Origin of the sequence: Sulfitobacter sp. PR48 (genome assembly GCF_028807335.1) — a bacterium.
Lineage (GTDB): Bacteria > Pseudomonadota > Alphaproteobacteria > Rhodobacterales > Rhodobacteraceae > Sulfitobacter.
Genome location: NZ_JARAMM010000029.1, coordinates 1 through 25,377, shown reverse-complemented (window position 1 = coordinate 25,377; position 25,377 = coordinate 1). Strand labels below are relative to the sequence as shown.

At 61.7% G+C, this 25,377-nt stretch carries 23 protein-coding genes, 1 tRNA gene and 1 pseudogene; 10 read left to right on the top strand and 15 right to left on the bottom strand.

The features are described from left to right. The 4 genes from PVW51_RS22760 to PVW51_RS22745 form a co-directional block, all read left to right on the top strand. On the top strand, nucleotides 1-721 hold a 721-nt coding region (locus tag PVW51_RS22760), incomplete at its 5' end, for an ATP-binding domain-containing protein (protein WP_274577852.1). A gap of 472 nt (nucleotides 722-1,193) precedes the next feature. Continuing rightward, complete coding sequence (locus tag PVW51_RS22755; protein ID WP_274577850.1) at nucleotides 1,194-2,057, top strand: hypothetical protein; 864 nt, start codon at nucleotides 1,194-1,196, stop codon at nucleotides 2,055-2,057. Between the two features lie 295 nt (nucleotides 2,058-2,352). After that, nucleotides 2,353-2,736: a helix-turn-helix domain-containing protein gene (locus PVW51_RS22750; RefSeq protein ID WP_274577849.1), complete on the top strand. Its 384-nt coding sequence runs from the start codon at nucleotides 2,353-2,355 to the stop codon at nucleotides 2,734-2,736. A gap of 47 nt (nucleotides 2,737-2,783) precedes the next feature. Continuing rightward, nucleotides 2,784-2,927, top strand: coding sequence for a hypothetical protein (locus PVW51_RS22745; protein ID WP_274577846.1), 144 nt, complete (start codon nucleotides 2,784-2,786; stop codon nucleotides 2,925-2,927). Here PVW51_RS22745 and PVW51_RS22740 read toward each other — a convergent pair. Together PVW51_RS22740 and PVW51_RS22735 are read right to left on the bottom strand one after the other, a co-directional pair. Then, nucleotides 2,924-4,249, bottom strand: coding sequence for a type II toxin-antitoxin system HipA family toxin (locus tag PVW51_RS22740; protein ID WP_274577843.1), 1,326 nt, complete (start codon nucleotides 4,247-4,249; stop codon nucleotides 2,924-2,926). The genes PVW51_RS22745 and PVW51_RS22740 overlap by 4 nt on opposite strands. Before the next feature lies 1 nt (nucleotide 4,250). After that, nucleotides 4,251-4,499 (bottom strand): helix-turn-helix domain-containing protein, encoded by a 249-nt coding sequence (locus PVW51_RS22735; RefSeq protein WP_166131985.1) that lies wholly within the window; start codon nucleotides 4,497-4,499, stop codon nucleotides 4,251-4,253. 268 nt (nucleotides 4,500-4,767) lie between these two features. On the opposite strand from PVW51_RS22735, the gene PVW51_RS22730 reads away from it, so the two are divergent. Continuing rightward, nucleotides 4,768-8,676, top strand: coding sequence for a hypothetical protein (locus PVW51_RS22730; RefSeq protein WP_274577834.1), 3,909 nt, complete (start codon nucleotides 4,768-4,770; stop codon nucleotides 8,674-8,676). Nucleotides 8,677-8,764: 88 nt separating this feature from the next. On the opposite strand, the gene PVW51_RS22725 is transcribed toward PVW51_RS22730, so the two are convergent. Genes PVW51_RS22725 through PVW51_RS22715 form a run of 3 tightly spaced genes read right to left on the bottom strand, consistent with a single transcriptional unit; the run spans nucleotide 8,765 to nucleotide 14,404 of the window. Further along, a complete protein-coding gene (locus tag PVW51_RS22725; RefSeq protein WP_274577832.1) occupies nucleotides 8,765-10,846 on the bottom strand; it encodes an AIPR family protein in 2,082 nt (693 codons plus the stop codon). After that, nucleotides 10,843-11,817 (bottom strand): PD-(D/E)XK motif protein, encoded by a 975-nt coding sequence (locus PVW51_RS22720; protein WP_274577829.1) that lies wholly within the window; start codon nucleotides 11,815-11,817, stop codon nucleotides 10,843-10,845. The genes PVW51_RS22725 and PVW51_RS22720 overlap by 4 nt, the downstream gene beginning before the upstream one ends. After that, complete coding sequence (locus PVW51_RS22715; RefSeq protein WP_274577827.1) at nucleotides 11,804-14,404, bottom strand: Z1 domain-containing protein; 2,601 nt, start codon at nucleotides 14,402-14,404, stop codon at nucleotides 11,804-11,806. Before PVW51_RS22715 ends, PVW51_RS22720 begins: the two co-directional genes overlap by 14 nt. A 60-nt stretch (nucleotides 14,405-14,464) precedes the next feature. On the opposite strand from PVW51_RS22715, the gene PVW51_RS22710 reads away from it, so the two are divergent. Continuing rightward, the gene (locus PVW51_RS22710) at nucleotides 14,465-15,295 is read left to right on the top strand and encodes a DUF3883 domain-containing protein (RefSeq protein WP_274577825.1); all 831 of its coding nucleotides are present in this window, start codon (nucleotides 14,465-14,467) and stop codon (nucleotides 15,293-15,295) included. On the opposite strand, the gene PVW51_RS22705 is transcribed toward PVW51_RS22710, so the two are convergent. Next, nucleotides 15,189-16,709: a DNA cytosine methyltransferase gene (locus PVW51_RS22705; RefSeq protein ID WP_274577822.1), complete on the bottom strand. Its 1,521-nt coding sequence runs from the start codon at nucleotides 16,707-16,709 to the stop codon at nucleotides 15,189-15,191. The two genes, PVW51_RS22710 and PVW51_RS22705, sit on opposite strands and share 107 nt — an antisense overlap. A 67-nt stretch (nucleotides 16,710-16,776) precedes the next feature. Here PVW51_RS22705 and PVW51_RS22700 point away from each other — a divergent pair, with 67 nt between their 5' ends. After that, the gene (locus PVW51_RS22700; RefSeq protein WP_274577817.1) at nucleotides 16,777-17,238 is read left to right on the top strand and encodes a very short patch repair endonuclease; all 462 of its coding nucleotides are present in this window, start codon (nucleotides 16,777-16,779) and stop codon (nucleotides 17,236-17,238) included. 42 nt (nucleotides 17,239-17,280) lie between these two features. Here the strand turns inward: PVW51_RS22700 and PVW51_RS22695 are convergent, their stop codons facing one another. Further along, nucleotides 17,281-17,562, bottom strand: a complete 282-nt coding sequence (locus PVW51_RS22695) for a hypothetical protein (protein ID WP_274577815.1) — start codon at nucleotides 17,560-17,562, stop codon at nucleotides 17,281-17,283. Between the two features lie 2 nt (nucleotides 17,563-17,564). Beyond that, a pseudogene (locus tag PVW51_RS22690) lies at nucleotides 17,565-17,924 on the bottom strand (helix-turn-helix domain-containing protein); the annotation flags it as partial. Nucleotides 17,925-17,961: 37 nt separating this feature from the next. On the opposite strand from PVW51_RS22690, the gene PVW51_RS22685 reads away from it, so the two are divergent. Next, the gene (locus tag PVW51_RS22685; RefSeq protein WP_274577813.1) at nucleotides 17,962-18,552 is read left to right on the top strand and encodes a tyrosine-type recombinase/integrase; all 591 of its coding nucleotides are present in this window, start codon (nucleotides 17,962-17,964) and stop codon (nucleotides 18,550-18,552) included. Between the two features lie 31 nt (nucleotides 18,553-18,583). Here PVW51_RS22685 and PVW51_RS22680 read toward each other — a convergent pair. The 6 genes from PVW51_RS22680 to PVW51_RS22655 all read right to left on the bottom strand — a co-directional run bounded on the left by PVW51_RS22680 (nucleotide 18,584) and on the right by PVW51_RS22655 (nucleotide 21,959). Then, nucleotides 18,584-18,658: transfer RNA gene (locus PVW51_RS22680), tRNA-Phe, on the bottom strand. Between the two features lie 91 nt (nucleotides 18,659-18,749). Then, the gene (locus PVW51_RS22675) at nucleotides 18,750-18,941 is read right to left on the bottom strand and encodes a DNA gyrase inhibitor YacG (RefSeq protein ID WP_269361577.1); all 192 of its coding nucleotides are present in this window, start codon (nucleotides 18,939-18,941) and stop codon (nucleotides 18,750-18,752) included. After that, the gene (locus PVW51_RS22670; protein ID WP_274577808.1) at nucleotides 18,941-19,960 is read right to left on the bottom strand and encodes a ribonuclease E/G; all 1,020 of its coding nucleotides are present in this window, start codon (nucleotides 19,958-19,960) and stop codon (nucleotides 18,941-18,943) included. The genes PVW51_RS22675 and PVW51_RS22670 overlap by 1 nt, the downstream gene beginning before the upstream one ends. Next, a complete protein-coding gene (locus tag PVW51_RS22665) occupies nucleotides 19,957-20,547 on the bottom strand; it encodes a Maf family protein (protein ID WP_274577807.1) in 591 nt (196 codons plus the stop codon). The genes PVW51_RS22670 and PVW51_RS22665 overlap by 4 nt, the downstream gene beginning before the upstream one ends. Before the next feature lie 238 nt (nucleotides 20,548-20,785). Continuing rightward, nucleotides 20,786-21,004: a translation initiation factor IF-1 gene (gene infA / locus PVW51_RS22660; protein WP_005978431.1), complete on the bottom strand. Its 219-nt coding sequence runs from the start codon at nucleotides 21,002-21,004 to the stop codon at nucleotides 20,786-20,788. 79 nt (nucleotides 21,005-21,083) lie between these two features. Next, nucleotides 21,084-21,959 (bottom strand): carbon-nitrogen hydrolase family protein, encoded by an 876-nt coding sequence (locus PVW51_RS22655; RefSeq protein ID WP_274577804.1) that lies wholly within the window; start codon nucleotides 21,957-21,959, stop codon nucleotides 21,084-21,086. Nucleotides 21,960-22,546: 587 nt separating this feature from the next. Between PVW51_RS22655 and PVW51_RS22650 the strand changes: the two genes are divergently transcribed. Beyond that, nucleotides 22,547-23,521 carry a LysR family transcriptional regulator gene (locus tag PVW51_RS22650; RefSeq protein ID WP_274577802.1) on the top strand — a complete coding sequence of 325 codons (975 nt, stop codon included), beginning with the start codon at nucleotides 22,547-22,549 and terminating at the stop codon, nucleotides 23,519-23,521. Further along, complete coding sequence (gene cobB, locus PVW51_RS22645) at nucleotides 23,518-24,222, top strand: Sir2 family NAD+-dependent deacetylase (protein ID WP_274577799.1); 705 nt, start codon at nucleotides 23,518-23,520, stop codon at nucleotides 24,220-24,222. The genes PVW51_RS22650 and cobB overlap by 4 nt, the downstream gene beginning before the upstream one ends. Nucleotides 24,223-24,339: 117 nt before the next feature. Here the strand turns inward: cobB and PVW51_RS22640 are convergent, their stop codons facing one another. Further along, a complete protein-coding gene (locus tag PVW51_RS22640) occupies nucleotides 24,340-24,861 on the bottom strand; it encodes a GNAT family N-acetyltransferase (RefSeq protein WP_274577795.1) in 522 nt (173 codons plus the stop codon). Nucleotides 24,862-25,377: the final 516 nt, after the last annotated feature.

Genomic DNA, 25,377 nt, shown 5'->3' with positions numbered 1-25,377 from the left:
ACACCGCATCGGGCCAGCTACCCGAGCGCTCCGAGGGGGTTATTTTTGCATGCCGATAGGGGGTCAAGTTTGCGTGCCGATTGACATGGAAGTTCCAGCCACAGCCAAAAATTCAGGATTGCTCGCATGGAATTTGGCGTTTCAATTGAGACTTGGCTCTGATGACGTTGCAATCCTCACGCCAGACTCGAAGAACACAATCATACGGAGCGCAATTAACACGGTCACAGAAAAGCAAGGGCCATGGCCACACAAGGCTTATTCAGTCAGTTGGGAAGGCAATGATATCAGCATTGCGGGCGAACTGACAGAAGTGCTAGGATTTCCAGCCTCAGCTTCATACGATGAAGTATGTGCTTTGCTTGACAATCACTTGGCAATGCCAGCGGTCAAATCAGTAGACCGGCGCGTCCGGAGACTGCATAGGATCACAGGCCAAAGCGAGTTCGAAAAAGATCAACTGGTTTCCTTTGTCTCCGATGCAGTCAGAACCAACACGCGCCTTGGCTTCAAGAAAAGTGCGAAGGTCAAGGCCATGTCCATCCACGGAGCAAAAAACAGAGAGTTCGACAGAGTGATCGTCCTGTGGCCACAGTCCGTAACCGGAAGTGATGAGCACAAACGGCGTTTGTTATACAACGCCATGACACGCGCCAAGAGCCATTGCACCATTATTGTTCTTGGAACGGGGAGGCTAAATTCCGCTCCCTTCGCTCCTTAGCAAATCCGTTTTGCGCGATCTACGGAACCTCGATGCGGCGTGTCCTACTTGTGGGGTTCGGTTCGCGGCTTTCACGTCGAAGCAGTAATTTGCGTCTCAAGCGAAATCTGGAAGAATAGCTTTGAAATGATACCCCAGTGCTACCCCAGCCGAAAACCACAGAGGAACGACACGGCGACAAACATCGCAAGGCATTGATTGAATTTTGTAAAAGTGGTGCCCGGGGGCGGAATCGAACCACCGACACGAGGATTTTCAATCCCAAATTGTGGATGGAAGGTCAGGCGGTTACGGGCGAAATTTCTGTCAAACCCAACACGGAAAATCAGGCACTTACGGGTCGACTGTCAAACCATTTGCGGACCCGGAAAGGGGCTTTTGTCGGCTGGTGCGGCGGCATTTTCCGTTCTGTCAAGCGGTATGATCCGTCGCTTTTGACGCGTCGCCGCGCCTCCTTCCCGGAGGCCCGCGCATGAGCTGGAAGATCGCCAATCTCTGCGCCGACCGGATTTTCGGCAGCGCCGCGCGCAAGCAGATCATCATGTTCCTGGCCGACAAGGCGAGCGATGACGGCTCGGGCATCTGGTGTTCCAAGGGCACGATCCAGCGCCACACCGAACTGGGCGAAAGCACCGTGAAACGGACCATCACCGATTTCCTGCGCGAGGGCATTCTGATCGAGACCGGGCGGCGGCCCTGCAAGAACGGTTTCACGGTGATCTACCGGATCGTGCTGGACCGGGTGATGGCGCTGGAAAGCTCGGTTGAGCCCGACGACGGGACGGGGTCCATGGTGGACCCCGTCCAGCGTGACCCAGGTAGGGGGTCCACAGTGGACGGGGTACCGGGTCCACTGTGGACCCTAAACCACCCTGAAACCATCCATAAACCACCTACGCGCAAGCGCGCGGAGGCGGCGGCGGTTGAGGATGAAAGATTTGAGAGGATCTGGTCGGCCTATCCGAAGGACCGGCAACGCGGGAAGGCTGCGTGCCTTGGGAAGATCGAAGAGGCCGTGAATGAGGGCGTTGACCCCAATGACCTGCTGCGCGCCGTCCAATCCTATGCCGCCGAGAGCGCGGGCTTCACCCGGTCCAAGGTCTGCTTCTCGGACAACTGGTTCGCCACCCGCCGGTGGCAGCGCTTCCTTGAGGTGATGGCCGAGGAACGGCAGGCGCGGACGGTTTTGGCTGCCAATCACCAAGCCCGGCTGGCGGCGTGGGTGCGCGACCGCAGCCCGATGTGCAAACACATCACCGCCCCGCAGGTGACGGCGCTGTTGGCTGCGAGGCTGGTGACTGATGGCCAGCTGCGCGCAGCAGGGTTGGCGGGATGAGGGGCGCGTCCTCTGCAAAATGCGCCGCGCATCGCGTCCCGTGCATCGCGCTTTCCGGAGCGTGCGCCCTGTCCCGCGTCCTTTGCGCCGCGCTTTTCGCATCGTGCATCGCGTCTTTTGTGACGCGTTTCCTGCCCCATGCTGTGCGCATCGCGTTTCCCGTCTCGCGTCCCCTGCACCCCGTCGCGCGCAGCAATCCACCGAAACGGACTCCAAGCCCCTGATCCCCCTCCGCTGACGCTGGGAGGCGGGGGGCTTGAAGGAAGTTGGCAAGAAATAGGAACGTAAACTTCACATGCGCCACCATCGCAAACTGACCGACGACGAACGTCGCCAGATCATCGAGGCCCGCGCCGAGGGCAGCCCTGCCGCCGCTCTGGCCCGCCGCTTCGGCGTCTCGACCCGGGCGATCTACAACACGCTGAGCCGGGCCAAAGGCGCGCGCTCTGCTTCGACAACGACGATGAGCACCCGCCTGAGCGCGCGCCAGCTGGCGGGATTTCAAGCCGCGCTTGAGCGCCGAGGCATCACCAACCAACCCGCCGCCCTGCGCCGCCTGATGGAAGCGGCCGACATCCTGCTGCGCCCGGTGGATCAGGCCGTGCTCGACCACCTGCAAGCCTGGGTGCGCAGGTCGCCACCGAAGGCGCTGCGGTCAACCACATCGCCCGCAAGCTGAACGAGGCCAAACTGCGCGGCCGCCCGCTGCCCTTTTCCGATGACGACATGACCACGATCCGCACCTTCGCCGGGGGCTTGGTCGAATTCGCCGAGGCGTTCCGCATCCTGTGGGAGGCACAGTTGACCAAGAAGGCGTGCGAGGTCGACAAAGCGTTGGAGGGGTTAGCCGCAAAGGCTCCGGAACACTAAAGCAGGTCCCTTATCTGCGCCGCCCGCTGGATCGCGTCGTTCGCGATCGGCTCACTGACCGCCGCCGGGACCTGACCGCCCACCGCCAGAAGCATCCGTTCCAGCGCGGGGCCCAGCCGATCGGTCATGTCCTGCAACAGCTCCAGGGGGCGGCCCCTGGGCAGACCCGCCGCGCGGCCCTCGGCCTCGAAGTGGCGCGGCACGATCTCGTCGATGCCGTAATGGCCATCGATCGACATGGCGAGGCGGTAGCGCTTGCGCTGCAAGCGTCCGGCGTGGACGACCGGGGCGACGCTCAGGATGTCATAGAGGGGCGCGAGCGTGAACCGCGCCTGACGCCCCAGACGCAGGCTGAAGTTCTTTGCGTGCCCGTCCGAGGCCCCGATCAGGAAGAAGAAGATCTGCGCCCGGAAGAACGTCTCCCGATCCTCGATGGGCGTGTCGGATTCCCGCAAGAGCTCCATGATCTGCGCGACGCCGGGGCCGCCCAGCCTCTGGTATTTCATGGCAGAAGGGTAGCCCAGCGACTGGCAGATATCTTCCTGCGGCATGCGCTTCAGGGTGTCGCCGTGCCAGACGCGGTCGAACCGCTCGACCGACAGGACGACCTGCCCGGGCAGGGTGAGCTTTTCCACATGTGCTGCCGGCAGGCCGATTTCACGCGCCAGGGTCATGCAGAACAACTCGTTCTCGACGCTGTCGCTCAGGTCGATCTGCTCGGGGCCGGGAATGAGGCCCATGGGCGTCTTGAAGATATGGCTGGTCGGCGTGATGCCCCGCGGCTTGGCCCATTGGCCATTGATACGCAGATAGGCCGTCTTCTCCTGCGCGCCGGCGATCGAAATCCGGAAATCCTCGTCTTCACCGAGGGCAAGCGGCGCGGTGGCGAGGTTCTTCAGGTCGGCGACCATCTCCGCTTCCGAAATGACGCGATACTGCATGTCCTGTTCGGACGGAGCCTCGTCCACCGGCAGGAATTGCAGCGCACCAACACAGTCGCGCCCGAGCACGGACAGCAGCGAGAACACATCCTTGCCCTGCGCCCCGACGCGCGCGGCGATCTTCTCGCGCAGCTCGCCTTCGGCATCGGGCAGGAGGTTGTCGAAGGCGGCGACAACGGGATCGCCCTGCCATTTCAGCCTAGTCAGCGGTAGGGCGCTGGCTACCGGAAAAGCAGCTTCGGATGCGAGCCAGCCAGGATCGTAGGAGAATGCGATGGCCCCATCCGTCGCGCGGGTCAGCGTTCCTACCCGTGCCCTTTCGTACCAGACGGCTGTCTTGCTTTGGCGTGTGCGTCGGCCCGCGCGGGCGATACGTGCCATCCTAGCGCTGCCCTGGGTCGGCTATGCGATCCGTCGCGGACAGTTCCGCACCGAGGGCTTCCAAGAGGCGCAGGTAGACATCGAGGCTGACGGACACGACACCGTTCTCGATGTCGGAAATGGTGGATTGCGCCGTTCCCGTCATCTCGCCAAGCTGCTTCTGGCTGATCTTCCGCGCCGCACGCCGCGCCTTCAGCACGGCCCCGGCTTGGCGCAGGCTTCGGATGGGGTATGCGGGCAAGGTATCCATAGCCTTTCGATAGCTCAAAGACGATATTTTGTCAATATAGTCGATGAGCTATTTTGCGACATTATAGCCCCTGAACCATAAGTGGGGCCGCTTCAAATGGGGCAGTCTTGGAGCCAACATTGGGAGCATTGGAATGATACCGTATATCTCTAGTAGATCTTGTAGAACCGAACCCGAAATTGCATTTTGTCTCCTAAAACCGTTATTTCGATGAGAGTTCAACCCTTTGCCGACCTTCCATCTCCCACGAAAACTGACGATAGGCGAGATGCCGATCTTGGAGGCCGACCTACTCCACAAGCCTGGAGTTGCAATCGTTCTGGCCGAACCTGGGGCGGGAAAAACTGCACTGTTGGCAAGTGTTGCAACACGCTTCGGCACCACACCGGTCAAAGCCAGCATCTTTGAAAGAACGCGTGCGCCCTGCATTGTTGTCGATGCTTTCGACGAGGTAGCTCGTATTGATCCCACCGGCCTTCATCGCACTCTGAAAGAACTGCGTCACACGGGAGCAGATCGCACAATCCTGTCGAGCCGGTCCGGAGAGTGGAGCGACGCGGACACTCGTCTGCTGCATGACATCATGGGTATGGAACCAATCGTTGCGAGGTTGGTCCCATTTGATCAAGCCGAGCAGGCCCTGCTCTTCAGTCACCGACATCCAGACGCCAACTTCGAAGACTTTCTTTCCGATGCCGCCCGCCACGACCTAACTCATCTCCTCGGCAATCCGGAGTTCCTGAACCTATTCGCGGATGCGTTCGCTCAGGCCGGAGGCCAATTCACGCAGCGACATGAGATTTTCAGCGACGCGGTTCGGTATCTCGCTCGCGAAACGAATAGGTCAGTTTCCACTCGGGACGCGCCCACAACTGAGCAACGCATAGCTTGGGCAGACGAGGTCTTTGCGCGACTTCTCTTGTCAGGTTCCGATGGCGTTGCAATGGCAGATTTCGCCGAAGGCCCGACGTTCCCCCGTCTCGCAGACCTTGGCCTGCCCGACCACAGACTACCCTCAATCCTTGATACCCGCCTTTTTCGTCCAGCCGCAGGTGCCGACCGACATGAACCTGTCCATCGCATCGTTGCTGAGCATTGTGCAGCCCGCGCCCTTGTCCAACGGATTGATGATCCTGCAAACACTTTCACCGTAAATCAGTGTCTGAGTCTCGTGGCTCCGAACGGAACCACCCGTGACGACCTTCGTGGTCTCCTTGGCTGGATGGCTGCATTGGGAAGTCAGAATGTCCAAGATGCGGTAATCGATGTTGACCCTTATGCCGTCCTGTCAAACGGGGATCCATCGCGTCTCTCGGTTAGCTCCAGACTCCGACTTCTTCAAGCCCTAGGCAAATTGGAATCGGATGATCCCTTCTTTCGCCGCGTAGATCGCTGGCGAAGTTTCAGCGCCTCGGGGTTCTTTTCGCCCGAAATCGTTGGTGCGATCCGCCCGATGATCGTTCACGAGACCGGCGGTGACTTGCGCGCATTGCTACTGGAGCTTCTATCGGGCTCGCCCGCGGTCACCTCGCTTCGTCCAGAACTGGAAGCGATTGTTCTGGACGACACAGCAACGCCACAGTGCAGGCACGCAGCGCTCGATTGCCTGATAAAGGAAATGCTCGACCTGGCACTTATGGTCGATCCACTTATCGCATCTGGCACGAAAGAGGCGCTGCGTCTTGCTTCAAAGACCATTACAAACGTGGGGGTGGGTCGGCTACCTCGCGAAAAGCTTCGCGACCTGCTTCTGGCTTGCGCCAACTTGTACCCGACTGATCCAAGAGAGCGCGAGCGCGTGATTGGATCACGGTATTTCATACGAACTCTAGTGCGAGACTTCGACGCTGATCTGTGTGGCTGGTTGCTTGATGAGATTACACGAGGCTTGGCTTGCACTTGTGGTGCTCGTTCATGGGAATGTCACTGCCGGGATGGCATCAGCAAGATTGCTGGGCATCTGCTAGACAGATATTTCGACGTCGCCGAGGAGCCGCGGGACCCGGGACGGATCTGGGGCTGGCTGAAACCGCTTCACTTCCATCGCTCGGTCGGTGCCAAGGATAGCCAAGCAGTCCGCGTCCTGCAGGAGGAACATCACCTGCGCCGTGAGATTCAGCGGTTGATGTTCGAGGGGCTGACCACTCGAGAGGCCATGATCGACCAAGGGATCGACCGCTACGGCCATGCGGGATTGTCTTTTCGGCGTGACGATATCCGGCCGATGATGGATCACGCATTTGCGACAGGCAATGTCGAGCTATGGGACTTTTTCGTCTACTCGCACAACTTCTATCGAGCACGAGCAGAAAGGGGCCCTGACGAGCCTAGACATTATGCGCGACAGCAAGCGCATCAGAATCCGGATTTCCTCGCCAGGTGGGCACTTAGGCAACGTCGACAATTCCGTAGCTGGAGGGAAATGCGAGATCGACGCGATCGGTCGCAAGCCCGCTGGCGGCGACGTGAGCGAGCTGGCGCAGAGGCCGCGATCAGGTCACTGACGAATGACCAAAGCCTGATTGAAGCGGGTCTTCACAGGTGGTGGTTGGCGCACATCGCCAACTACTACCTCATTCAGCCCGATGAAATGCAGGAACTTACGCACGGATTGATCGACGTGGACGCGGCCCTGCGGAACTACCTTCGCGTCGTCGACGATGACATCCCGGCGTTGGAACATTGTGCGTTGGGCACGGCCCGCACAAGCGTTGTCAGGCTTCATGCCGCTTGCGTCGCCGAGTTCAGGGCCACCAGAGACCTGTCGCATATTGATCGGCGCATCCTCGCTGCGGTTCGCACAGATATCGGCGGATACAACGGGGTCAGCGAGGGTGAACGCATACAATTCGAGGAAGCAGTCGACGCATTGCTTTTTCGCGACGACGCCGACGCCGACGCGTTCATAACAGGGTACGTTGAAGCTCAGCTCGCCTCTTCCAGCGAGACGGCAGACGTAAGCTGGCTGGAACGAAAGCCAACGTTCCATTTTCTGCTGCCAACCCGTCCTTTGGAATGGTTGCGCAAGTTTCCGGCCATTGCGCACCATCCCTTGGATCGGCTTTTCGATATGGCTGTTCGCCACGGGGATCGAGCAGACCTGCTTGCGTTGATCAGGGAACGCTGTGCAGAACTTGATTCCGGGATACTGCCCCACAGGCTTGAGGCGCAAAGGCGCTTTTGGTTCCTTCGCCACTTCTGGTTCTTGGATGACGATCCGTCGGCGGTCTGGTCGGTTCTGGATCGTGATCCGGATTTCATCTTCGAACTCGAACACATCCGAAGTGACCAGAGAGGGGAGGATGCGATTTGGCCCGACCTGAGTGCCGCGAAAATCACGCGCATCTTGGACACGTTCATTGACCGCTGGCCGCCTGTCCCACTTCCTTCAAGTTGGGGAACTGGTAGCCCGAAGCCTGAAACCGCCTATCGCTATCTGACTGACATCGTCTACATGATTGGGCGGGATACGACGGACGCTGTCTTGCCGGTTCTGGATGGCCTTCTCGCCGATCCTCGGATGGCACCGTTTCACAGAAATCTGCGGAGCATCCGGGCGGCGAGCAGGCGCAAAATTTCTCTACGCGACTTTGCCTCACCGAGCGCCGCAGCTGTCAGAGCTGCACTTGATCAGGGACGGCCAGCCAGCGTCGAACACATGCGTCGCGTCGTTGTCGAGTTCCTTGGACGACTACAAGACGACGTGCTCGGCGGTGATCTTGGGGTGATCGACCAATTCTACGAGAAAGGACAGCGGCTTGGCGAGAATGCGGCAACGCGGCGCATCGTGAACTGGCTGAGACCTCGCCTTGAGCCCCTTGGGTTTGTGGACGTAATTGAACATCAGCTTGCCGACGGCAATCGATGCGACATTACAGCCTCCATCCAGACGCCCACAGGGAGGAAGATGCTGGTTGTGGAAGTCAAAGGCCAATGGAATGCCGAGCTTTTCACGGCGGCCCAGATGCAGCTTGTGGATCGCTACGCGGTACATCCAACAGCAGAAGAACAAGGAATCTATTTGGTCCTCTGGTTTGGTGCGGACGAAAAGATCGCGTGCCTGAAGAATCACGACAACTTGCAGGTTGCAGACCTGAAAAAGAAACTCGAAGACGGCCTGCCCGTCGAGCTTGTGAGCAAGATTGATATTGTAGTTCTGGACATCGAGAGGAGTTAGCAACTTTCGAAGGCCAGATTTCCCCAAGTTTCTGACTATCCGATCAACCGTGACGTGACAGCGCGTTACTATGGAGGATGGAAATGCGTTAGCTATCTCCTAACCATCCCTCAAACCCTTGATCTTTCATCCTATGCAGCACGTCCACGGCGTGCTTGGCTTGGAAATCCGACGGGATCCTGCGCGGCATCGACGCGCATATCTGCAATATCTGCAGGTCCTTGGGCGACAGCTTCCGTTCCACCTTCCCCCATTCCATCACCTTGGCCCAGAACTCTGCCCCAAGGTTGACCACTTCGGTCTGGGCGTTGATGCCTTCGGTCAGTGCCTTCTTCGCTCTCGCGTCCCGCACCGCGGTTCGGACGGACTCCACCAGCGTCAGGCAGCTGGCGAAGTCGTCATCGTAGGCGAGCTGCCTGCCCTTGAGACCGTTCCAGCACGCCTGCTGCTTTGCCCACTCTGACATGTTCCGGACGCCGGCCGGTGGGTGCGTGATGACATCGTTGGCCTCGGCCGCGGCGACGAGCAGCGCACGCAACAAGGCGTCCGAGACTGCCTGACGCCGCCAGATGGCGTCGACATCCAGCACCTGCTTGTCGCTGGTTGCGTCATGGAAGACCTTCGCCATGGCGTAGGTCACGATGTTCGCGCGGTAGCCGCCTTCATACCAAGGCTGTTTCGGCACCTCGGTTTCCAGCTTCCTGAAGATGATGGCCTTCGCGATCAGCCGCCGATACCAGAGTTCGTCGTATCGCGCATCGCTCTTGGCCCAGGCCTCGCCGATCTCCTTGGCGAATTCGGCGAAGTTCTTCTGTGCGCCTTTCGAAACCAGGTCAGGATGGCCTGCAGCCGAATACTCGAATTTCGCAAGGTCGGTCTTGCTGAAGAGCTGCGCCTTGGGGAACTCCAGGTCGAACTTCTTCTGCTGCGCAGGCGTTAGACGCCCGCGCGCGTTGATGAACTGACCGCGGGACCGCTCGTAGAACCACTTGCTGTCATGGCGCTCGCCTTCGCGGGCCGTGAAGATCACGCTGCGCGAGAACTGTTCGATCCGGATGTGGAACGGATGGTTCGAGAAGAAGTCGGCCGCGTTCACCTTGTTCTGGGTGTTCGCGAACTCGGAAATCTTCGGTACGATCTCCTCTGCCCGATCAGGCGGCACCACGGTCAGCTTCATCTGGACGAAAACCTGCGGAAGCTGCTCGCGGGCGTTCTTCAGCGCGGTGTGGATGGACCCGGTCGTCTGAGCACCATTCACGATCTGCAGATTGCTGATCGAGGCGATCGCAAGACCGTTATCCGTGCGGACGCAGGTCACATCGTCCGCCGTCGCGGACAGTCCGTTGTTGTAGGGGAAGAACAGCTCCGGCTCTTCCTTGATCGTCTTCTGGATGCCCTTGTTGGTCTTGGCGCGCGCCTGGAGGAACGAGCGCACATTGGCCTCGAGAAGTCGTGCGCCCCAGCGGTCGTAGATTGAGGCCAACTGTTCGCCCGGCACGATCAGGAGGTAGCTTTCCAGTGCTGCGCCCGTTTGTGATGCCTTCAGCGCTGGCAGCGGCCCGCCGAAGTCACCGGCGAAGTCGATCACCATGTCCTCGCGCGCCTGCCCGGAACGGTCGAAACGCTCGAAGCGGGCAAGGTCCCAGACCGACCATGTGACCGGAACGTCATCGAGCTCCTGCAGCTTCACCGCATCGTCACGCCCAATGTACTGGCGGTTCGATACCAGGATCAGCTTGACCTTGGTGACCTGCGACCACGTCGTGATGATCAGGTCCGAGACTTGAAATGCGGGGCTGACCTCGTTCAGGGCATCACGGAAATCTTCCGTCCGGGCCTTTTTCAGAAAACGGATCAAGGGGTTCAGGATGGGCGGCACATCGCCCTTTCCGAAGGTCTGGATATCTTCGCTGTCCACGAAGTCGCAGACGATCAGGCCCAACACGCCGCCGCTGTCACGCGGGTCTCCTGCGTATCCGTCGATCCTGAGCCTCTGCCCGCCCTCGCCGCTCTGGTGGTAGGAACGATCCGCAACCTCGAGTTCGCCCGCTTCCGTCAGGCGCTCGGTCATCCGGTCGAAGAAGGCCTCGACCGGGAAGATCCCGCTGGCGTCGGCTTCGCGGCGGATGTCGGCCATAAGGTTCTGATGGTATTCCTGAAGCTCGCTCATGCCTGTCCACCTTCGATCAAGCCGACGCGCACATCATCCCAATCCTTGAGAAAAGGCGAACACGCCGACAGCGCCAGCGCGTAGGTGAGGCCGGAAACGCCGAGCGGGACCGGTGCAGCGATCCGCGGAAAGTCCTCAGTCACCGCGAAAAACTCGGGCGCGGACACGATCCAGCGCCATGGCGAATAGTCGTGCAGGGCATCATAGCCGACATCCGCGAGGTGCAGGTCCCAATCCATCACCGATGATGGTTCAGTGCGCTCCAGAAGCTCCGTGACCATGTCCACATGTTCGGTCAGGGTTCGCCCATGCGGCGGCTGCACCTTATCGACGGCCAGCACCGCCAGCCAGATACGCCGATCAGGCACATCAGCCAGCTGATGCTCGCTGGTGATCTTGACGAAAGGCTGAGACGCGCCGCGGCGGGCCTTGACCTCGATGCAATCCGCCTTGAGTTCGAAGTCCTTCGGCGCGCCGGACGGTCCCATCCATGCGGAAAGGGCGGGCTTCGGCCCAAGCTCGGCGATCAGAAGCTTCAGAACCTCGATTTCGCCGATCAGGCCTTTCTGCGCCTCCTCGGACAGCACCTCCGGCTTGCCGCCGCGCAGAAGGTAGTGCCACCGGAAGGTGCGCCCGATGGCGCGCTCCAAGGCCTCGGCTTCGGTCTCGGCCAGTTCCCCTGCCGCCATCACGTCGCGGCAGAGCGTCTCGAAAAGCTCCATCTGGGCGTTGTCCTTCAGCCGGATGTAGAGGATCGGGCCGCCCGGCAGGGTCTGGAAACGGATTTCAAGGTTCTTGAGCTTGGGCAAGTCCGGGACAGGGCGTGGCAAGTCGCTAAGCTGCAGCACCAGCGTCGCATCCGCCCGTGGCATGACGGCCCAGAACCAGTTCCATCGTGCCGTGGCATCCACCCGCCGCGTATCGACCTTTCCTGCCTCCAGGCCGGACCAGGGTGTGTCAGTCGGGATCACCAAGCGCCTCCTCCTCGATCTCTTCCTCGCCGAACATCTCGCGCATGCGGATGGTGTTCACCACGTATTCGACGGTGCCGCCACCGATCCTGCTGGACGGAAACGAAAGACCCCACACAAGCACCCCTTCCGGCATGTCGGGATCGGCCAGCTTTGGCTTGACGAGACGGAGGATCAACAACGGACGGCGCCCAGGCACTTGGCGGTAGATCCTCGGGTTGACGGTCTTGGGCAGCTTCTGATCTGCCCGGGAAAGGCGGAATGTTTCACGCGCATCGGCAATCTGCGTTGCGGTCAGGCCTTCGGTTTCGTCCTCGGCAGAGCCAATCCGACGGCTGGAACCGCTGAAGGCAAGAACACCGCCCTTTGCGAGGTCCGGATCAACGGAAAGCTCGTAGGGCACGATATCGAGCCCTGCAAAGGGTATGGGGTCCATGTCCTTGCGGGTAGAGCTGGCGATGAAGACATCCCATTTCGCAAGCTCATCATCAGCCCGCGCTTCGATGTAGTCGTTGATCAACTTGGGATCAGTAAGCGGATTTACCGGACGAAGCCCGGGTTCTGTTCGGTATTTGCGAAGGAAATCCCTGATCGACTCAACGCCTACCCCGGAGAGCAGGTAGCCCCTTGGCCGTTCGGAGAGAGGTATCCCCATGCTGGCGGTGGCGGACAGAAGGTCCGCGCCCGCACGAAGGTTCGCATCAAGCTGCGCGTGGTCGAGGACGATCCGCGTGGTCTCGATCAGGTTCTCGGCCAGCCCGACCTTTACCGGCAACTCCTTTCCCGTCCCCATCTTGTTGCGCGCCGTCACGATCAGCGCCTCGGGGTGGCTGCGCACGGCGAGGCCGAATTGCGCGGGCGTTGCCTTGGCAAGTTCCATCCGCTTCATCTGGGTCTGCAGGTCGTCCATGGCTTCGTGAATATGGGCATACCAGCCGACGCCATCCGCAGGCATCCAGACGCGGCACAGGTCCTCGTAGCTCGGGCGGTAGCCGAACCAGCGGCCCATCTGCATCAGCGTGTCGTACATCATGGAATTGCGCAGAAAGTAGCTGATCGTGAGTCCTTCTAGGGTCAGCCCCCGCGAAAGAGAGAAGCCACCGACCGCGATCACGGTGATCCCGTGTTCTCCCACATGATCATAGTCCAGCGCCTGGGCCCGCTTGGAGGCGTTGACTTCGACCACGCGGGCCGCCACCAGAACCTCGTGCAACCGCGACTGGACCGATGGCCAGTCGGCCCCCTCCGCGTCGGCAAATTCCCGTTTCCATGTCGCGTGCAGCGCCGCGATCTCGGGGTTCCGCAGCGCAGCCGGACCCTTTCCCGCGTCGACGGCCACGGCATCACGTATGCGGGCCACCACATCGGCGATCCGCGACCGCAAGCGCCCCTGCACGTCCGTGAACCGCGAGGCGTTCACCAGCATCGACGCATGGCCAGCCTGCTGCCCGCGCGCGTTCCGGATCGCCCGAGCCACGATGAAGGCGCGCACCGCCTCCACCAGACTGCCGGGCAGCACATTGACCGGATGGTCGATCTTGTGCTTCATCGGCAGCACGTCCTCGTTGTCGTCGATCAGCCGGATGTGCTGGTCACGCGCGTCGAGGAAGATCTTTTGCGCCCCGAAATAATTCGAGGGCGCATCCAGCCCGATGATGAAGTCCCGGGGGAACAGGTCCTGTTTCAGCGCCTCGTCATCGGTGTCCGGATCGATGAAGATGTTGGCGAAGGGCGTCGCGGTGTAGCCGACATAGCAACTGCGATGGAACAGCGACAGCAGCTCGCGGATCTGGCTGTTGATCCGCGTCACCTCGTCTCGCTGATAGGCCGTGTTGATCGAGGCGTTGTCGGCCTCGTCATCGATCAGCAGCATGGGCTGGCTGACCATCTGCGTGCTCTGGTGAACGGAATGTTCCTTCAGCCATTCCAGCAGGTTCTTCAACGTGCTGGAGTTCTTCTTGATCACCAGCACGACCGGCACGTTGATCTGGCTCAGCTGCGCGGTGAAAGTGGTTGCCGTCGCCTTGTTGAAACCGCGCAGGGTGTTGGTCAGCGACACCGGAAATTCGCGCTGATCGAACTGTCCGACGCCGATGATCTTCTGCCGCTGCGCCTTGTTGGCATGGGCCAGCCGCCCGGTATCCCGCCCGATGAAACCTTCGTCGATCCGCGCCTGGGTCTGGTTGCGCAGGTTGTTGTGGATGCCGGCGATCACGACGATCAGCCGGTAGCCCGCATCCGCCGCCTTGCAGATCAGGCCGGTATAGTTCGCGGTCTTGCCGCTCTGGACATGCCCGACGACCATGCCCCGGCGGCTCCAGGGGCTCAGGTTGTTCGGGTTGCCCAGGCGGTCCAGCACCTTGTCCGTGACCTCGTCCGTGCCGTCGATCACCGACTTGGGAAGCCCCTTCAGGCCCAGAAGCTTGCGATACCGCCCCCAGTAGAAATCCCCGACCTCGCCATTGATCCGCGCATCATGAAGCCAGGGTTTGAAATCCTCCGCATCCACGATGGCGCCGAGCCCCATGCTGATGCCGTATTTCTCCTCGATCAGGCGCGCCAGTTCCTCGGCGTCGCCTAACAGCAAGACATTGATTTTCAGGCCAGGAAGAACGACGATGGCATAGACGCAAGAGGCGCTTAGTCTTTGGAAGAACCCGGTTCAAATTGGTCCGATTTGGCAGTTGACCTCGCAGTTGCGGGATATTTTGACTTGTGGAAGCTGAACTTGGAGGGGCAGAATCCCGTTAAGCTGCACAAGTATCGTGAGATATCCGAGACAACGGGAAGAAGCGTAAAGTCTGTTGAGCGAAAATTTCAGAACATCAGCGCGGTTCTTGAAAGAATTGGCCTACCTTGGTTGCCGGGGCTTGCACCGCTGAGAAACTATCAGCAAGCGCTGATCGCCGCCGTCGAGAAACGGATTGACGGCTTTTGGAATTTCGATCTTCCGGAAGCAACCCCGAAGCAGGGCCTTTCCGACGTGCTTGTCCTGTTCCCGGAACAGACACCCGCTATTGAACCGCCGATTATTTCAAAAAATCCGGATATGGAGCGTTTGGCACGGAAATTCGATCCAGCACTTCGCGATCTGCGAAACAGAAAAACCGGGCTGATCGGAGAGGAACTTGTTTATCATTCCGAAATTGCGCGTCTAAGCCAAGCCGGGCGCTTGGACTTGGCAAAGAAAGTAAAATGGGTTTCCAAGGAAGAAGGGGATGGTGCTGGATATGACATCCGTTCCTTCGAAGCTGACGGAACGGAACGGTTTTTCGAAGTCAAAACCACTGTTGGTCATAGACGCACACCGTTTTTCCTATCTCGAAATGAACGAGACTTTGCAGAAGAGGCGCCCAACAATTTCCGAATATTCAGGCTCTACGAAGTTGGTCGAGCGCCGCGCTCCTTCCTGATTGAACCGCCACTCGATAACGCGCTGATCCTTGAGCCATCCGTGTATCGCGCTTCCTTCGGCTAAATCTCGTTCTCACAGAGGACTCCCGCACCTTCAGGCTGCGGCACTGCATGGGCTCCGGATGGATGAAGTAGTGACCATCCTTCGAGATATGGCTGGTAACGGTCGTGGAGGCCTCACCCGCCAGCTGGACCCGGAACCTGTCGTTGAATTTCCCGCTGTCCCAGTTCTTGTGATCCGGGCTGATAAGATACGGGAAGTCGGCGGCTTTCGGGCTGTAGCCTTGCACCTCGCCGAACACGGCCGCGAAGAGGTAACGGCCAAGGTCCGATGCCATGTGCCCCCGCGTCTCGTGCTGCGCCAGCCCGCGCAGCCCCGGCCTTTCCAGCCACTGCAGCAGAGCGTCGTTGGAGGTGCCATACCCCTCTGGCAATCGTGACGCCGAGCGGGCCGCTGTGCCGCCCGCCTTCAGCCGTTTCGCGACATCCTTGAAGACGCCCCGGATCTGCGAACTCGTCTTGCCACCATGAAGATTGGCCAGCAGCCGGGCAGCATCGGCGACAACCGTCTGCCATGCGTCCGGGTCATCCTGCCCCCGGCTGATCCCGCTGCGCAGCATCGGCATGTTGCCGATCACGTCGTCGACCGTCCGAGCAACACCCGACACCGCAATGTCGGCATCGCTTACGCCCTTGGCGAGATCGGAGCGTATCCCGATGATGATGACGCGGTGACGGCGCTGCGGCACGCCAAAGCGTTCTGCCCGCACGATGAAATCGGACGGCTGCGCTGCCTCCTGCAGGCTTGCCCTGCCGTCTTCGACATGGATCGCGCGCAGCTCGTATTGATGACCCTTGCCAGTGCCGAGCGATGCCAGGTCCTCCATCAGCATCTCGAACACGAGACGGCTTTCGATGGTCGAGGAGAGCATCCCCTTGACGTTTTCCATCACGAAGGCCGCCGGGCGCAGGCGATCAAGGACGCTGATGTATTCCCGGAACAAGTAGTGCCGCTCGTCCTCCTCGGGCACATAGCCGACCTTTCCCCTAGACCGGGCGCGGCCAACCAGCGAATAGGCTTGGCATGGTGGCCCGCCGATCAGGATCGTGTCGTCGAAGTCCCTGCGCAGGCTCGTGATGGCTGCATCGATGGCCTTGCCTGCGTCCTCGGTCCCCAGCTCAAGACAGCGCGCTTCTGCTTCGGCCTGCGCCCATGCATGGGCATCGACCTCATGCCAGTCCGGTTCATCCGAGAGCCCGGCATGGAAATCGACGAAGGCTTGGGGCAGCGTTCCGTGCTGCGCCTGATGTTCCCGCAGAAACGCCCGCAGCCTGAGCGTCCGATGCGCCGAGGTTTCCTTTTCGACCGAGATGCCGATGTGAAAGGGCGCGTGGTCACCCACCTTCAGGCAGGAGAAACCCTCACCCAGCCCGCCAGGACCGGCAAACAGATCGACAATGCCGAATTTGGCCGGCAAATCAGGGACCTCTCATCAGGGGACTGATGCCTGTATACCAGGTGCGAGGGACAATGCCAGGAGCCAAATGGCAGATATTGTCAACAAGGAGACCCGTTCCCGTATGATGTCGGGAATACGCGGCAAGGACACGCGGCCCGAGCTCTTGCTGCGCCGTGCCCTTCACGCGCGTGGGTTCCGCTACCGGCTTCACGCCAAGACCGTGACCGGGCGACCAGATCTGGTCCTGCCCAAACACAGGGTCGCCGTTTTCGTGCATGGATGCTTCTGGCACCGGCACGAAGGCTGTCGATTTGCATCGACGCCTGCCACACGCCCCGAATTCTGGGCGGCGAAGTTCGCGGCCAATATCCGGCGCGATCAGAAAGTCGTGGCAACGTTGTCGGATGAGGGCTGGCGGGTCGCGATTGTCTGGGAATGCGCGCTGAAAAAGCAGGCCAATCTTCATAGCGCCATCGAGCAGTTGGCGCTTTGGATCCTCGAAGGCGGATCATTCATTGAAATTGGCGAGAAGGATCCGGGCTCCTGAGCGCAACTTGGGCCGAAAGTCATGACTGACCCTTCGAATTCGTCAGATCCGTTCCAACCGGCCCCGCAGATACCGCTCCACCCCGACCGCCAGCGCAAAGGCCGGAGCAACAAGCACCAGCACAGCCGCAGCCACCGCCGTCACGACCACCATCGCCCCGGCGTCACCCTTGAACACCAGCACCGCCCAGCTTGCCATATACGCGACCCCACACAATCCCACCACGCGGATCACCGGATGCGTCAAGCGCGCCAGATCGCGCTGCATCCGCTCAACCGTCGCCAGCTGGTGCCATTGCCAGGCATCGCTCTTCTCGATTTCCATCTTCACTCTCTCAACAATTCGATCCAGGTGTGCACGTCGTCCATCGGGATTTCCTTCCCCTCCAGGAACGACCGGTACCAGCGCGCGACTATCGCCCCGCGTTTCTCGCTTTTCAGGCGGATGCCGGTCACGCCCAAGTGACGGTCGAGCGCAGTCTCGAACCCCTCCAGCGCCGCCAGATCATGGCCCGGGCGCACCGCCTCCACCCCCAGCAGGATCCAGTTCAGGTCCACGCCGAACTGGCGGTGTATGTAGACCAGCGCCTCCACCGGCATCGAGCGTTTGCCGATCTCGTAGCTCTGATAGGCGCGCTGCGACATGCCGAGGGCGTCGGCCATGCGTGCCTGAGACAGGCCAAGCTCGTTGCGCGACCGCGCCTATGCCAACCGGCCTTGGAGCATGGAAGAACGCGACATCGTCCTGTCCCGCGCCAAGCCGCATGTGCGGGTGGCGTTGGCGCTGATGATTAATACCGGGCTCGACCCCTCGGACGCGCTGAAGCTGCGCAAGGACCAGATCGACGGCGACACGATCTGGGGCGTGCGCGGCAAGACAGGCGAGCAGGTGGCGATTCCCGTCAGCCCGACCTTGCAGGCAGCCCTCGACAGCATCCCCGCGCATGAGGCGGCCACAGTGCTGGCCAGCTCGCAAGGCGGGCCTTGGACCTACAACGGGTTTTCGACCGTTTGGCACCGCTTCAAAACCGCCCTTGAGAATGAAGGCCTTATCAAAAAAGGCCTGACCCTCAAGGGCTTGCGGCACACGGTCGCCACGACTCTACGCGAAGCAGGCCTCGATGAACGCCGCATTGCGGACCTGTTGGGACAGAAAACACCGTCCATGGCGCGGCACTATTCGCGGTCTGCAAACCTTGCCGACAAGAACCGCGAGACCATGGCCACACTGGAAGAAGATAACCGAAGGCGGGCCGAAAGTGTCAAACCTTTGCAGAAAAGCGTCAAACCTGACCGAAACGAGGATCAGCCATGAGCAGAAAATATAATCATATCAGAGAGTTAAATGGTGCCCGGGGGCGGAATCGAACCACCGACACGAGGATTTTCAATCCACTGCTCTACCCCTGAGCTACCCGGGCACGGGTCACCACGATGTGGTCGGGTGAGCGGGTTCTAGGACCTCTGGGGCGGGGTGTCCAGCCTCTTTTTGCCGCTGAAACCAAAGGGCTTTCAGTGTGGCTTTGATGGCGTGTCCGCCGCGGCTTCGGCGGCCTCGATGGCGGCTTCGATGTCTTCGGGGTCGGTGGAGGGGGCCGCATAGCTGCCGTTGAACCATTTCGCCAGGTCCAGGTCGGCGCAGCGGCGCGAGCAGAAGGGGCGATAGGCCTTGATCACGGGCTTGCCGCACATCGGACAGGACATCACAGCACCTCCGACAGGGCCGCCCGCATGCGCTTGCGCTGCAGTTCGAAATGGCCAAGCGGGGTCCAGCCCACCAGCGCCGTTTCCACGTCATCCCCCCGGAAGGCCGCGCGCAGGGCGGATTCAAAGGCGCGGCGGTCCTTTTTCGGCATCGGGGCCAGGTCCAGGGTGATCTGGCCGCCCAGGCCCCGCACCCGCAGTGCGCGGGGCAGCAGGCGCGCGCAGGCCATGTTGGCCTTGACCCCGGCGGCAAGCGAGGCGTCGCTGCCGGTGTTCACATCCACCGCCACCAGCGCGCGGGTCGGCTCCACATAGATCGAGGCGCCACCGCCCAGACCCACCTGCGGGCCGCGTGCGGCCTCGACCTCATCCATCACGCCGTGGTCCTCGAAACCGCCCGGCTCCGTCACCACCTCCGCCGGGGCGGTCCAGTCGCGCCAGGCCAGCACATGGGGGCCGTCGCCTTCGCTCAGCACCTCCATCCCGGTTCCGCCGTCCTCCATCACCCGCGCGGCAAGGTCGAGCATGGCGGTGATGTCCTCGGCGATATCATCGTCATCCGCAGCGGCGCAGGAGGAGCGCAGGATCAGGCCAAAGCCGCTGTCCCCGGCGCTGTCATGGGCCACCTCAAGCAGGCGGTCGCGCAGCGCCTCGTCCTTGATGCTGCGCGAGATGTTCAGCCCCGGGGCCTCCGGCGTGACAATGGCATAGCGGCTCTTGAACAGGATCTTGGCAGTGACCGGGATCGCCTTGCCCGGCTCGGCAAAGCCGGTGACCTGCACCAGGATCGGCTGACCGGGGGCCAGCCCCTTGATCTGGCGCAGAAAAGCAGAGCCGTCGGGGGTTTTCAGGAACATGCCGCCCTGCCCTTTCACCGGCCGGTCCGCAATGGCGCGGTAGACGGTGCCGGGGCGGGGGGCGTCGCTGTCGATCAGCAGATCGTCCAGCTTGCCGTCCACCATCAGGGCGGCGGCCTCGCGGTCGCCCAGGTGGTCCAGAATGATGGTGCGGCCCTTCATGAGGTCCCTTTCAGCAATGGATAGCCCGCTGCGATCAGCAGGTTCGCGGTTTCGGCCAGGGGCAGGCCCACGATACCGGTAAAGGAGCCGCTGATCCATGGGATCAGGGCGCCGGCAGATCCCTGGATGCCATAGCCGCCCGCCTTGCCCTGCCAGTCCCCGCTGGCAAGGTAGCTGGCGATTTCTGCGTCAGACAGGGATTTCATGCGCACGGTGCTTTGCACGTCACGCTGCCACAGCCGGTCGCCCCGTTTCACGGCGACGGCGGTGATCACCTTGTGGCGGCGCCCCGACATCATCCGCAGAAAGGCTTCGGCCTCGGCTGCATCCCCGGGCTTGCCCAGGATGCGCCGGCCCAGCGCCACGGTGGTATCGGCGCAGAGCACGATGTCATCGGCCGCGCAGGGGACGGCCGCCGCCTTTTCCCGCGCCATGCGGGCGCAATAGGGGCGCGGCAGTTCGGCCTTCCCGGGGGTTTCGTCAATGTCGGGGGGGCGCACGTCATCGGGGACCACGCCGATCTGGGCCAGAAGCTCCAGCCGCCGGGGCGATCCCGATCCGAGTATCAAAGTCGGTCTGTCAGTCAAAACCACCTGCCGTAGGGTGCGCATTCACTGCGCACCATCCCGCGCCCGCACCGAGCGCCAAACGTCTGTTGTGAAAAGACGTCTGTTTTGAAAAGACGCCTGTTTTGAAAAGACGTCTGTCGTGAAAGACGTCTGTTGCGAAAAGACGTCTGTTTTGAAAAGACGTCTGTCGTGAAAAGACGTCTGTTGCGAAAAGAAGGACCCGAGGAAGGTGCGCAATGAATGCGCACCCTACGGGTCATTTGAACCGGTAATTGATCCGACCCTTGGTCAGATCATAGGGGGTCATCTCGACTTGCACCTTGTCGCCTGCCAGAACCCGGATGCGGTTCTTGCGCATCTTGCCTGCCGTATGCGCGATGATCTCATGGCCATTTTCAAGCTCGACCCGAAACGTCGCGTTAGGCAGGAGTTCCTTCACGACACCGGGAAATTCGAGCGTATCTTCCTTGGCCATGGTCTCTCCTTGGTTTACCTGCCCCAAATGCGGGGCACGCTGCTAAATGAGCCTATTGCGGCCATTTTTCAAGGGGTATTCAACGCAATCTCACAGGTATCGCCGCGCCGTCGCGTCCCGATTGCCCCTGCCAATGGCTGCGGTTGAGCACGACGCCATCGCGCCTGACATGGGCAACCCGGGCCAGGTCGACCTCGGCGCAGGTCCAGCCGGGGGCGTTCAGCGCGCCCTCGGCCATGACACCGGTGGGCGGAAATCCGGTGTCCGGCGGGGCAAAGATGCCGCCCGCGCCAAAGCTGGTGCCCAGCGCCTCGGACCAATCGGCCTCCCCCACAACGCTGGACATGGCGGTGATGCACTGGTTCTCCAGCGCCCGGGCCATCGCGCCGATCCGCACCCGCCAATAGCCCGCCAGGGTTTCGGTGACCGAGGGCACGCAGATGATGTCACATTCCGTCAATGCCCGGCCCAGCAGGGGAAATTCGCTGTCATAACAGATCAATATGCCGATCTTGCCCAGCACGGTGTCGAACACCTGAAGCTTGTTGCCCGGGATAACGTCCCAGACTTCGCCCTCGAAACGGGTCATGATCTGCTTGTCCTGCACCCCGATCTGCCCGGTGGGCGTGATCAGCCGCGCCCGGTTGACGGGCCGCGTGTCGGTCGCCGCGGGGGCAGAGGCGGCAACGATATGCACCCCATGCGCGCGGGCCAGTTTCACATGCAGGGCATCGGCCTCCGGCAGCCGGTCGGACACGGCGAACAGCGATGCCTCCAGATCGCCCGCCACCTCCGGGCCCGCCAGGGTGGCCAGTTCCATCGCGGCATATTCGGGAAAGACCAGCAGGTCGGCCCCCTGCCCGGCGGCCTCTACCACCCAATGCGAAATCTTGTCCTCGTATTGCGCCCAGGATGTCAGCACATCGAGCGGATAGGCGGCGGTGGCAATCTTCATCTCGGTCTCCTTCTCCGGCGCACCATGGGGCGCGCGTGGAAAAGCTGCAAGTGGGGCAGGAGGACCCCGAAGCGCTTTGCGCTACATGCCGGTCCATGGACGCAAAGCGCAAGCCGGGCCAGCGCCTGCCCGGGGTGGGCGATGATGCCTTGGTTCATGCCACTTAATTTCTCTACCGTGATGAGCCCTATCATGGGAACACCAAGCCTCACCAAATCGCCTACCCGGGGCACGGGCAGGCGATGGCCCGGCGCCTGCGGCTTGTTCCGGGCCCTGGCATGCCTGATCGACGGGCGGCTTTGTCCGCTTACAAGTCTTTCGCGCGGCTTGGGGTTTCGTTGCTAAAGACCGCAAAGCTCGCATACCAGACACTCGCGCGCCTTGCAGGGATGGTCCTCTTTGAACCCCTCCCGGACTCGGAGGCGAAACGCAAGCGGGCAGGCGATGGCCCATCAATGCGCCAGCCTCTCGTCAGGCCCGAATGCCGCTATATTCCGCTTTTCTTATGAGGTCTTCGCAAAAACGTCATAAAACCTTGACCCCGGCAGCGGATGCTTTCAAGAAACACGAAACAAGGGGCCAAGCATATGTTGAAAAAGGGCGTCACCCTGCGTGGAATCGAAGTCTTCGAAGCGCTGGCGCAGGCCGGGTCGGTGGCACAGGCGGCCATGGCGACCGGGCTCAGCCAGCCTGCGGTCAGCCAGCAGATGCGCAATCTGGAACAGGCGGTGGGGGCCGATCTGATCGACCATTCACGCCGCCCCATGCGGCTGACCCCGGCGGGGGAATTGTTTCTGCGCCATGCCGGGGTGGCCCTGTCGGAACTCAGGCTGGCGCAAAGCGAGGTCACGGTGATGGACCTTGCCCACCTCAAGGAGCTGAGTCTGGGCATCATCGACGATTTCGACAATGACCTGACCCCGCGCCTTGCCACCATCCTCGCCGACAGCCTCACCGGCTGCCGGTTCCGCATGATCACCGACGGCAGTCTTGAACTGGCCGCCGCGATGCAGGCGCGGGCGCTGCACATGGCCATCGGGGCCAGACCCGCCGAACCGCCCGAAGGGGTCACCGAATATCCGCTGGCGCGCGACCCCTTCATCATCGTGGCACCGGCCGGGCTGGACCAGACGCCCGAGAGCCTGCTGGCGGGCACCGGGCCGCTGCCCCTGCTGCATTACGCGGTCGAGCAGCTGATCGCGCAGCAGATCGGCGGGCATATCGCGCGGGCGGGGCTGACCCTGCCGACCCGGTTCGAGATCGGCAGCCATCTGGCGCTGATGGCCATGGTGGCGCGCGGCATCGGCTGGGCGATCACCACGCCCCTGGGCTATATGCGCGCCGCGCGCTTCCACGAGGCCCTGCAGCCGATGCCCCTGCCGCTGCCGGATGCCGCGCGGCAGATCACCCTTTTTGCCGGGGCGGACTGGTCCGACCCGGTCCCGCGCGATATATCCGCAACCATGCGCCGCCTGATGCAGACCCATATGATCAGTCCGGTCACCGCACAGCTGCCCTGGCTGGCCGAGAGTTTCCACCTGATCGAGGACCAGAACCCATGATCCATTCCCGCAGCAAGATCGTGATCCTGACCGGTGCCGGCATTTCCGCCGAAAGCGGGATCGAGACCTTCCGCGCCGATGACGGTCTCTGGGCGCAGCACCGGGTGGAGGACGTGGCCACGCCCGAGGGTTTTGCCCGCAATCCCAGGCTGGTGGTCGATTTCTACAATGCCCGCCGCGCGCAGCTGCCGCAGGTGGAACCCAATGCCGCGCACCGCGCCCTCGCCCGGCTGGAGGCCGAACACGAGGGCGAGGTGATCGTGATCACCCAGAACGTCGATGACCTGCATGAACGCGGCGGATCGCAGCGGGTGATGCATATGCATGGCGAGCTGAAAAGCGCGCTCTGCGCCGCCTGCGATCACCGCTGGCCCGCGCCGATGGTGATGGCCCCGGGCGATCCCTGCCCCGCCTGCGGCGCGCCCGCCGCGCGGCCCGACATCGTCTGGTTCGGGGAAATGCCCTATGACATGGACGCGCTGTTCCAGCACCTGAGCGAGGCGGAGATCTTCATCGCCATCGGCACCTCCGGCAATGTCTACCCGGCGGCAGGTTTCGTCGCCGAGGCCCGCCGCGCAGGGGCCCATACGATCGAATTCAACCTCGAACCTTCCCTGGTCGGGAACCAGTTCGAAGAACACCGCACCGGCCCCGCGTCACAGACCGTGACAGACTGGGTCGAAGCCTTCCTGCGCGGCTAGAGCGCGGGTGGGACCGGGCCTGGGGCGACATGGGGTGCGGTTCGCGGAGCGGAGGACGCTGCCCGCGCCGGTAAGCCCAAGCCCCGGAACAAGCCGAAGGCGCCGGCCCGGCTTGCCTCAACGCTGCGCCATGGCATGAACCCAGACTTCCGCTTCTGGCTCGTGCGGCGCCCGTGTGCCCACCGTGCGGGCACCAAGCCTCTTCGCCACGGCCTGTGAACGCAGATTCTTCCGGTCGATGTAGCTGTACAGCCGATCCAGCCCCAGCGCTTCGCCGGCCCATGTCCTGACGGCGATTGCAGCTTCTGTGGCAAAGCCTTTCCCCTCGCCCTCCTCGAAGAGATGCCAGGCCAGTTCCACCTCCGGCCAGTTGGAATGCCTGATCAGACCCACGCGCCCGACAGGCTGTCCCGTCTGCTTTTCAACGACGGTAAAGAAGCCGAAACCGTGCCATTGCCAATGTCCGATTCCGGTCAGAAACGCGAACCAGGCCTGTTCCGCCGTGACGGTCTCTCCCTGCGCTTCCAGTGACGGGGCGCTGGTCATGAACCGGGTGAAGGCCGGCAGGTCCTCGCGTTCGGGACCGCGCAAGATCAGTCTTTCGGTGGTGAGCACGGGTGCCGCAGACAGTTTGTTCATCAGACGCCTTTCCAATCGCAAATGCGGGCTGAAACCAGCTACGGTATAGCCAACGCCCCCGCGCAACTGAAAGAGCCCATGCGGGGCGGTTGTGGATTTTGCCCATGCGGGCGCGCACCGGACCTTCCCCGGAAGGCGCGCGAAGGTCTGGGATGTGGGACGGAGTTGCCGTTCGCAACAAAACCCCAAGCCGCGCATCGACGGGCCGTGGTGCGGCGATCCGACCGTCGTGACTGGCACTTTATGGCAGCCAAGCACTTCCAAGTTATCCGTAGCACACGACAGCAGCCAAATCGCCGTGCCAGGGGACGGCCCGGCGATGCGCGGCGGCCTGCGGCCTTGATTCCGCGCTTGGTAAAGCGGAAAGGGCTCAAAGCGGACCTTCGCAGGAAGGTGCGCGAAGGTCTGCAATGCGGACGAAACTGCCCATGCCATTGGCGCGGTGCATACCCCCAAGCGCCTCCGCCCGGCGTCAGCCGGGCATCGCCCGACCTCCCCCCGGAGGGCGATTTTGCA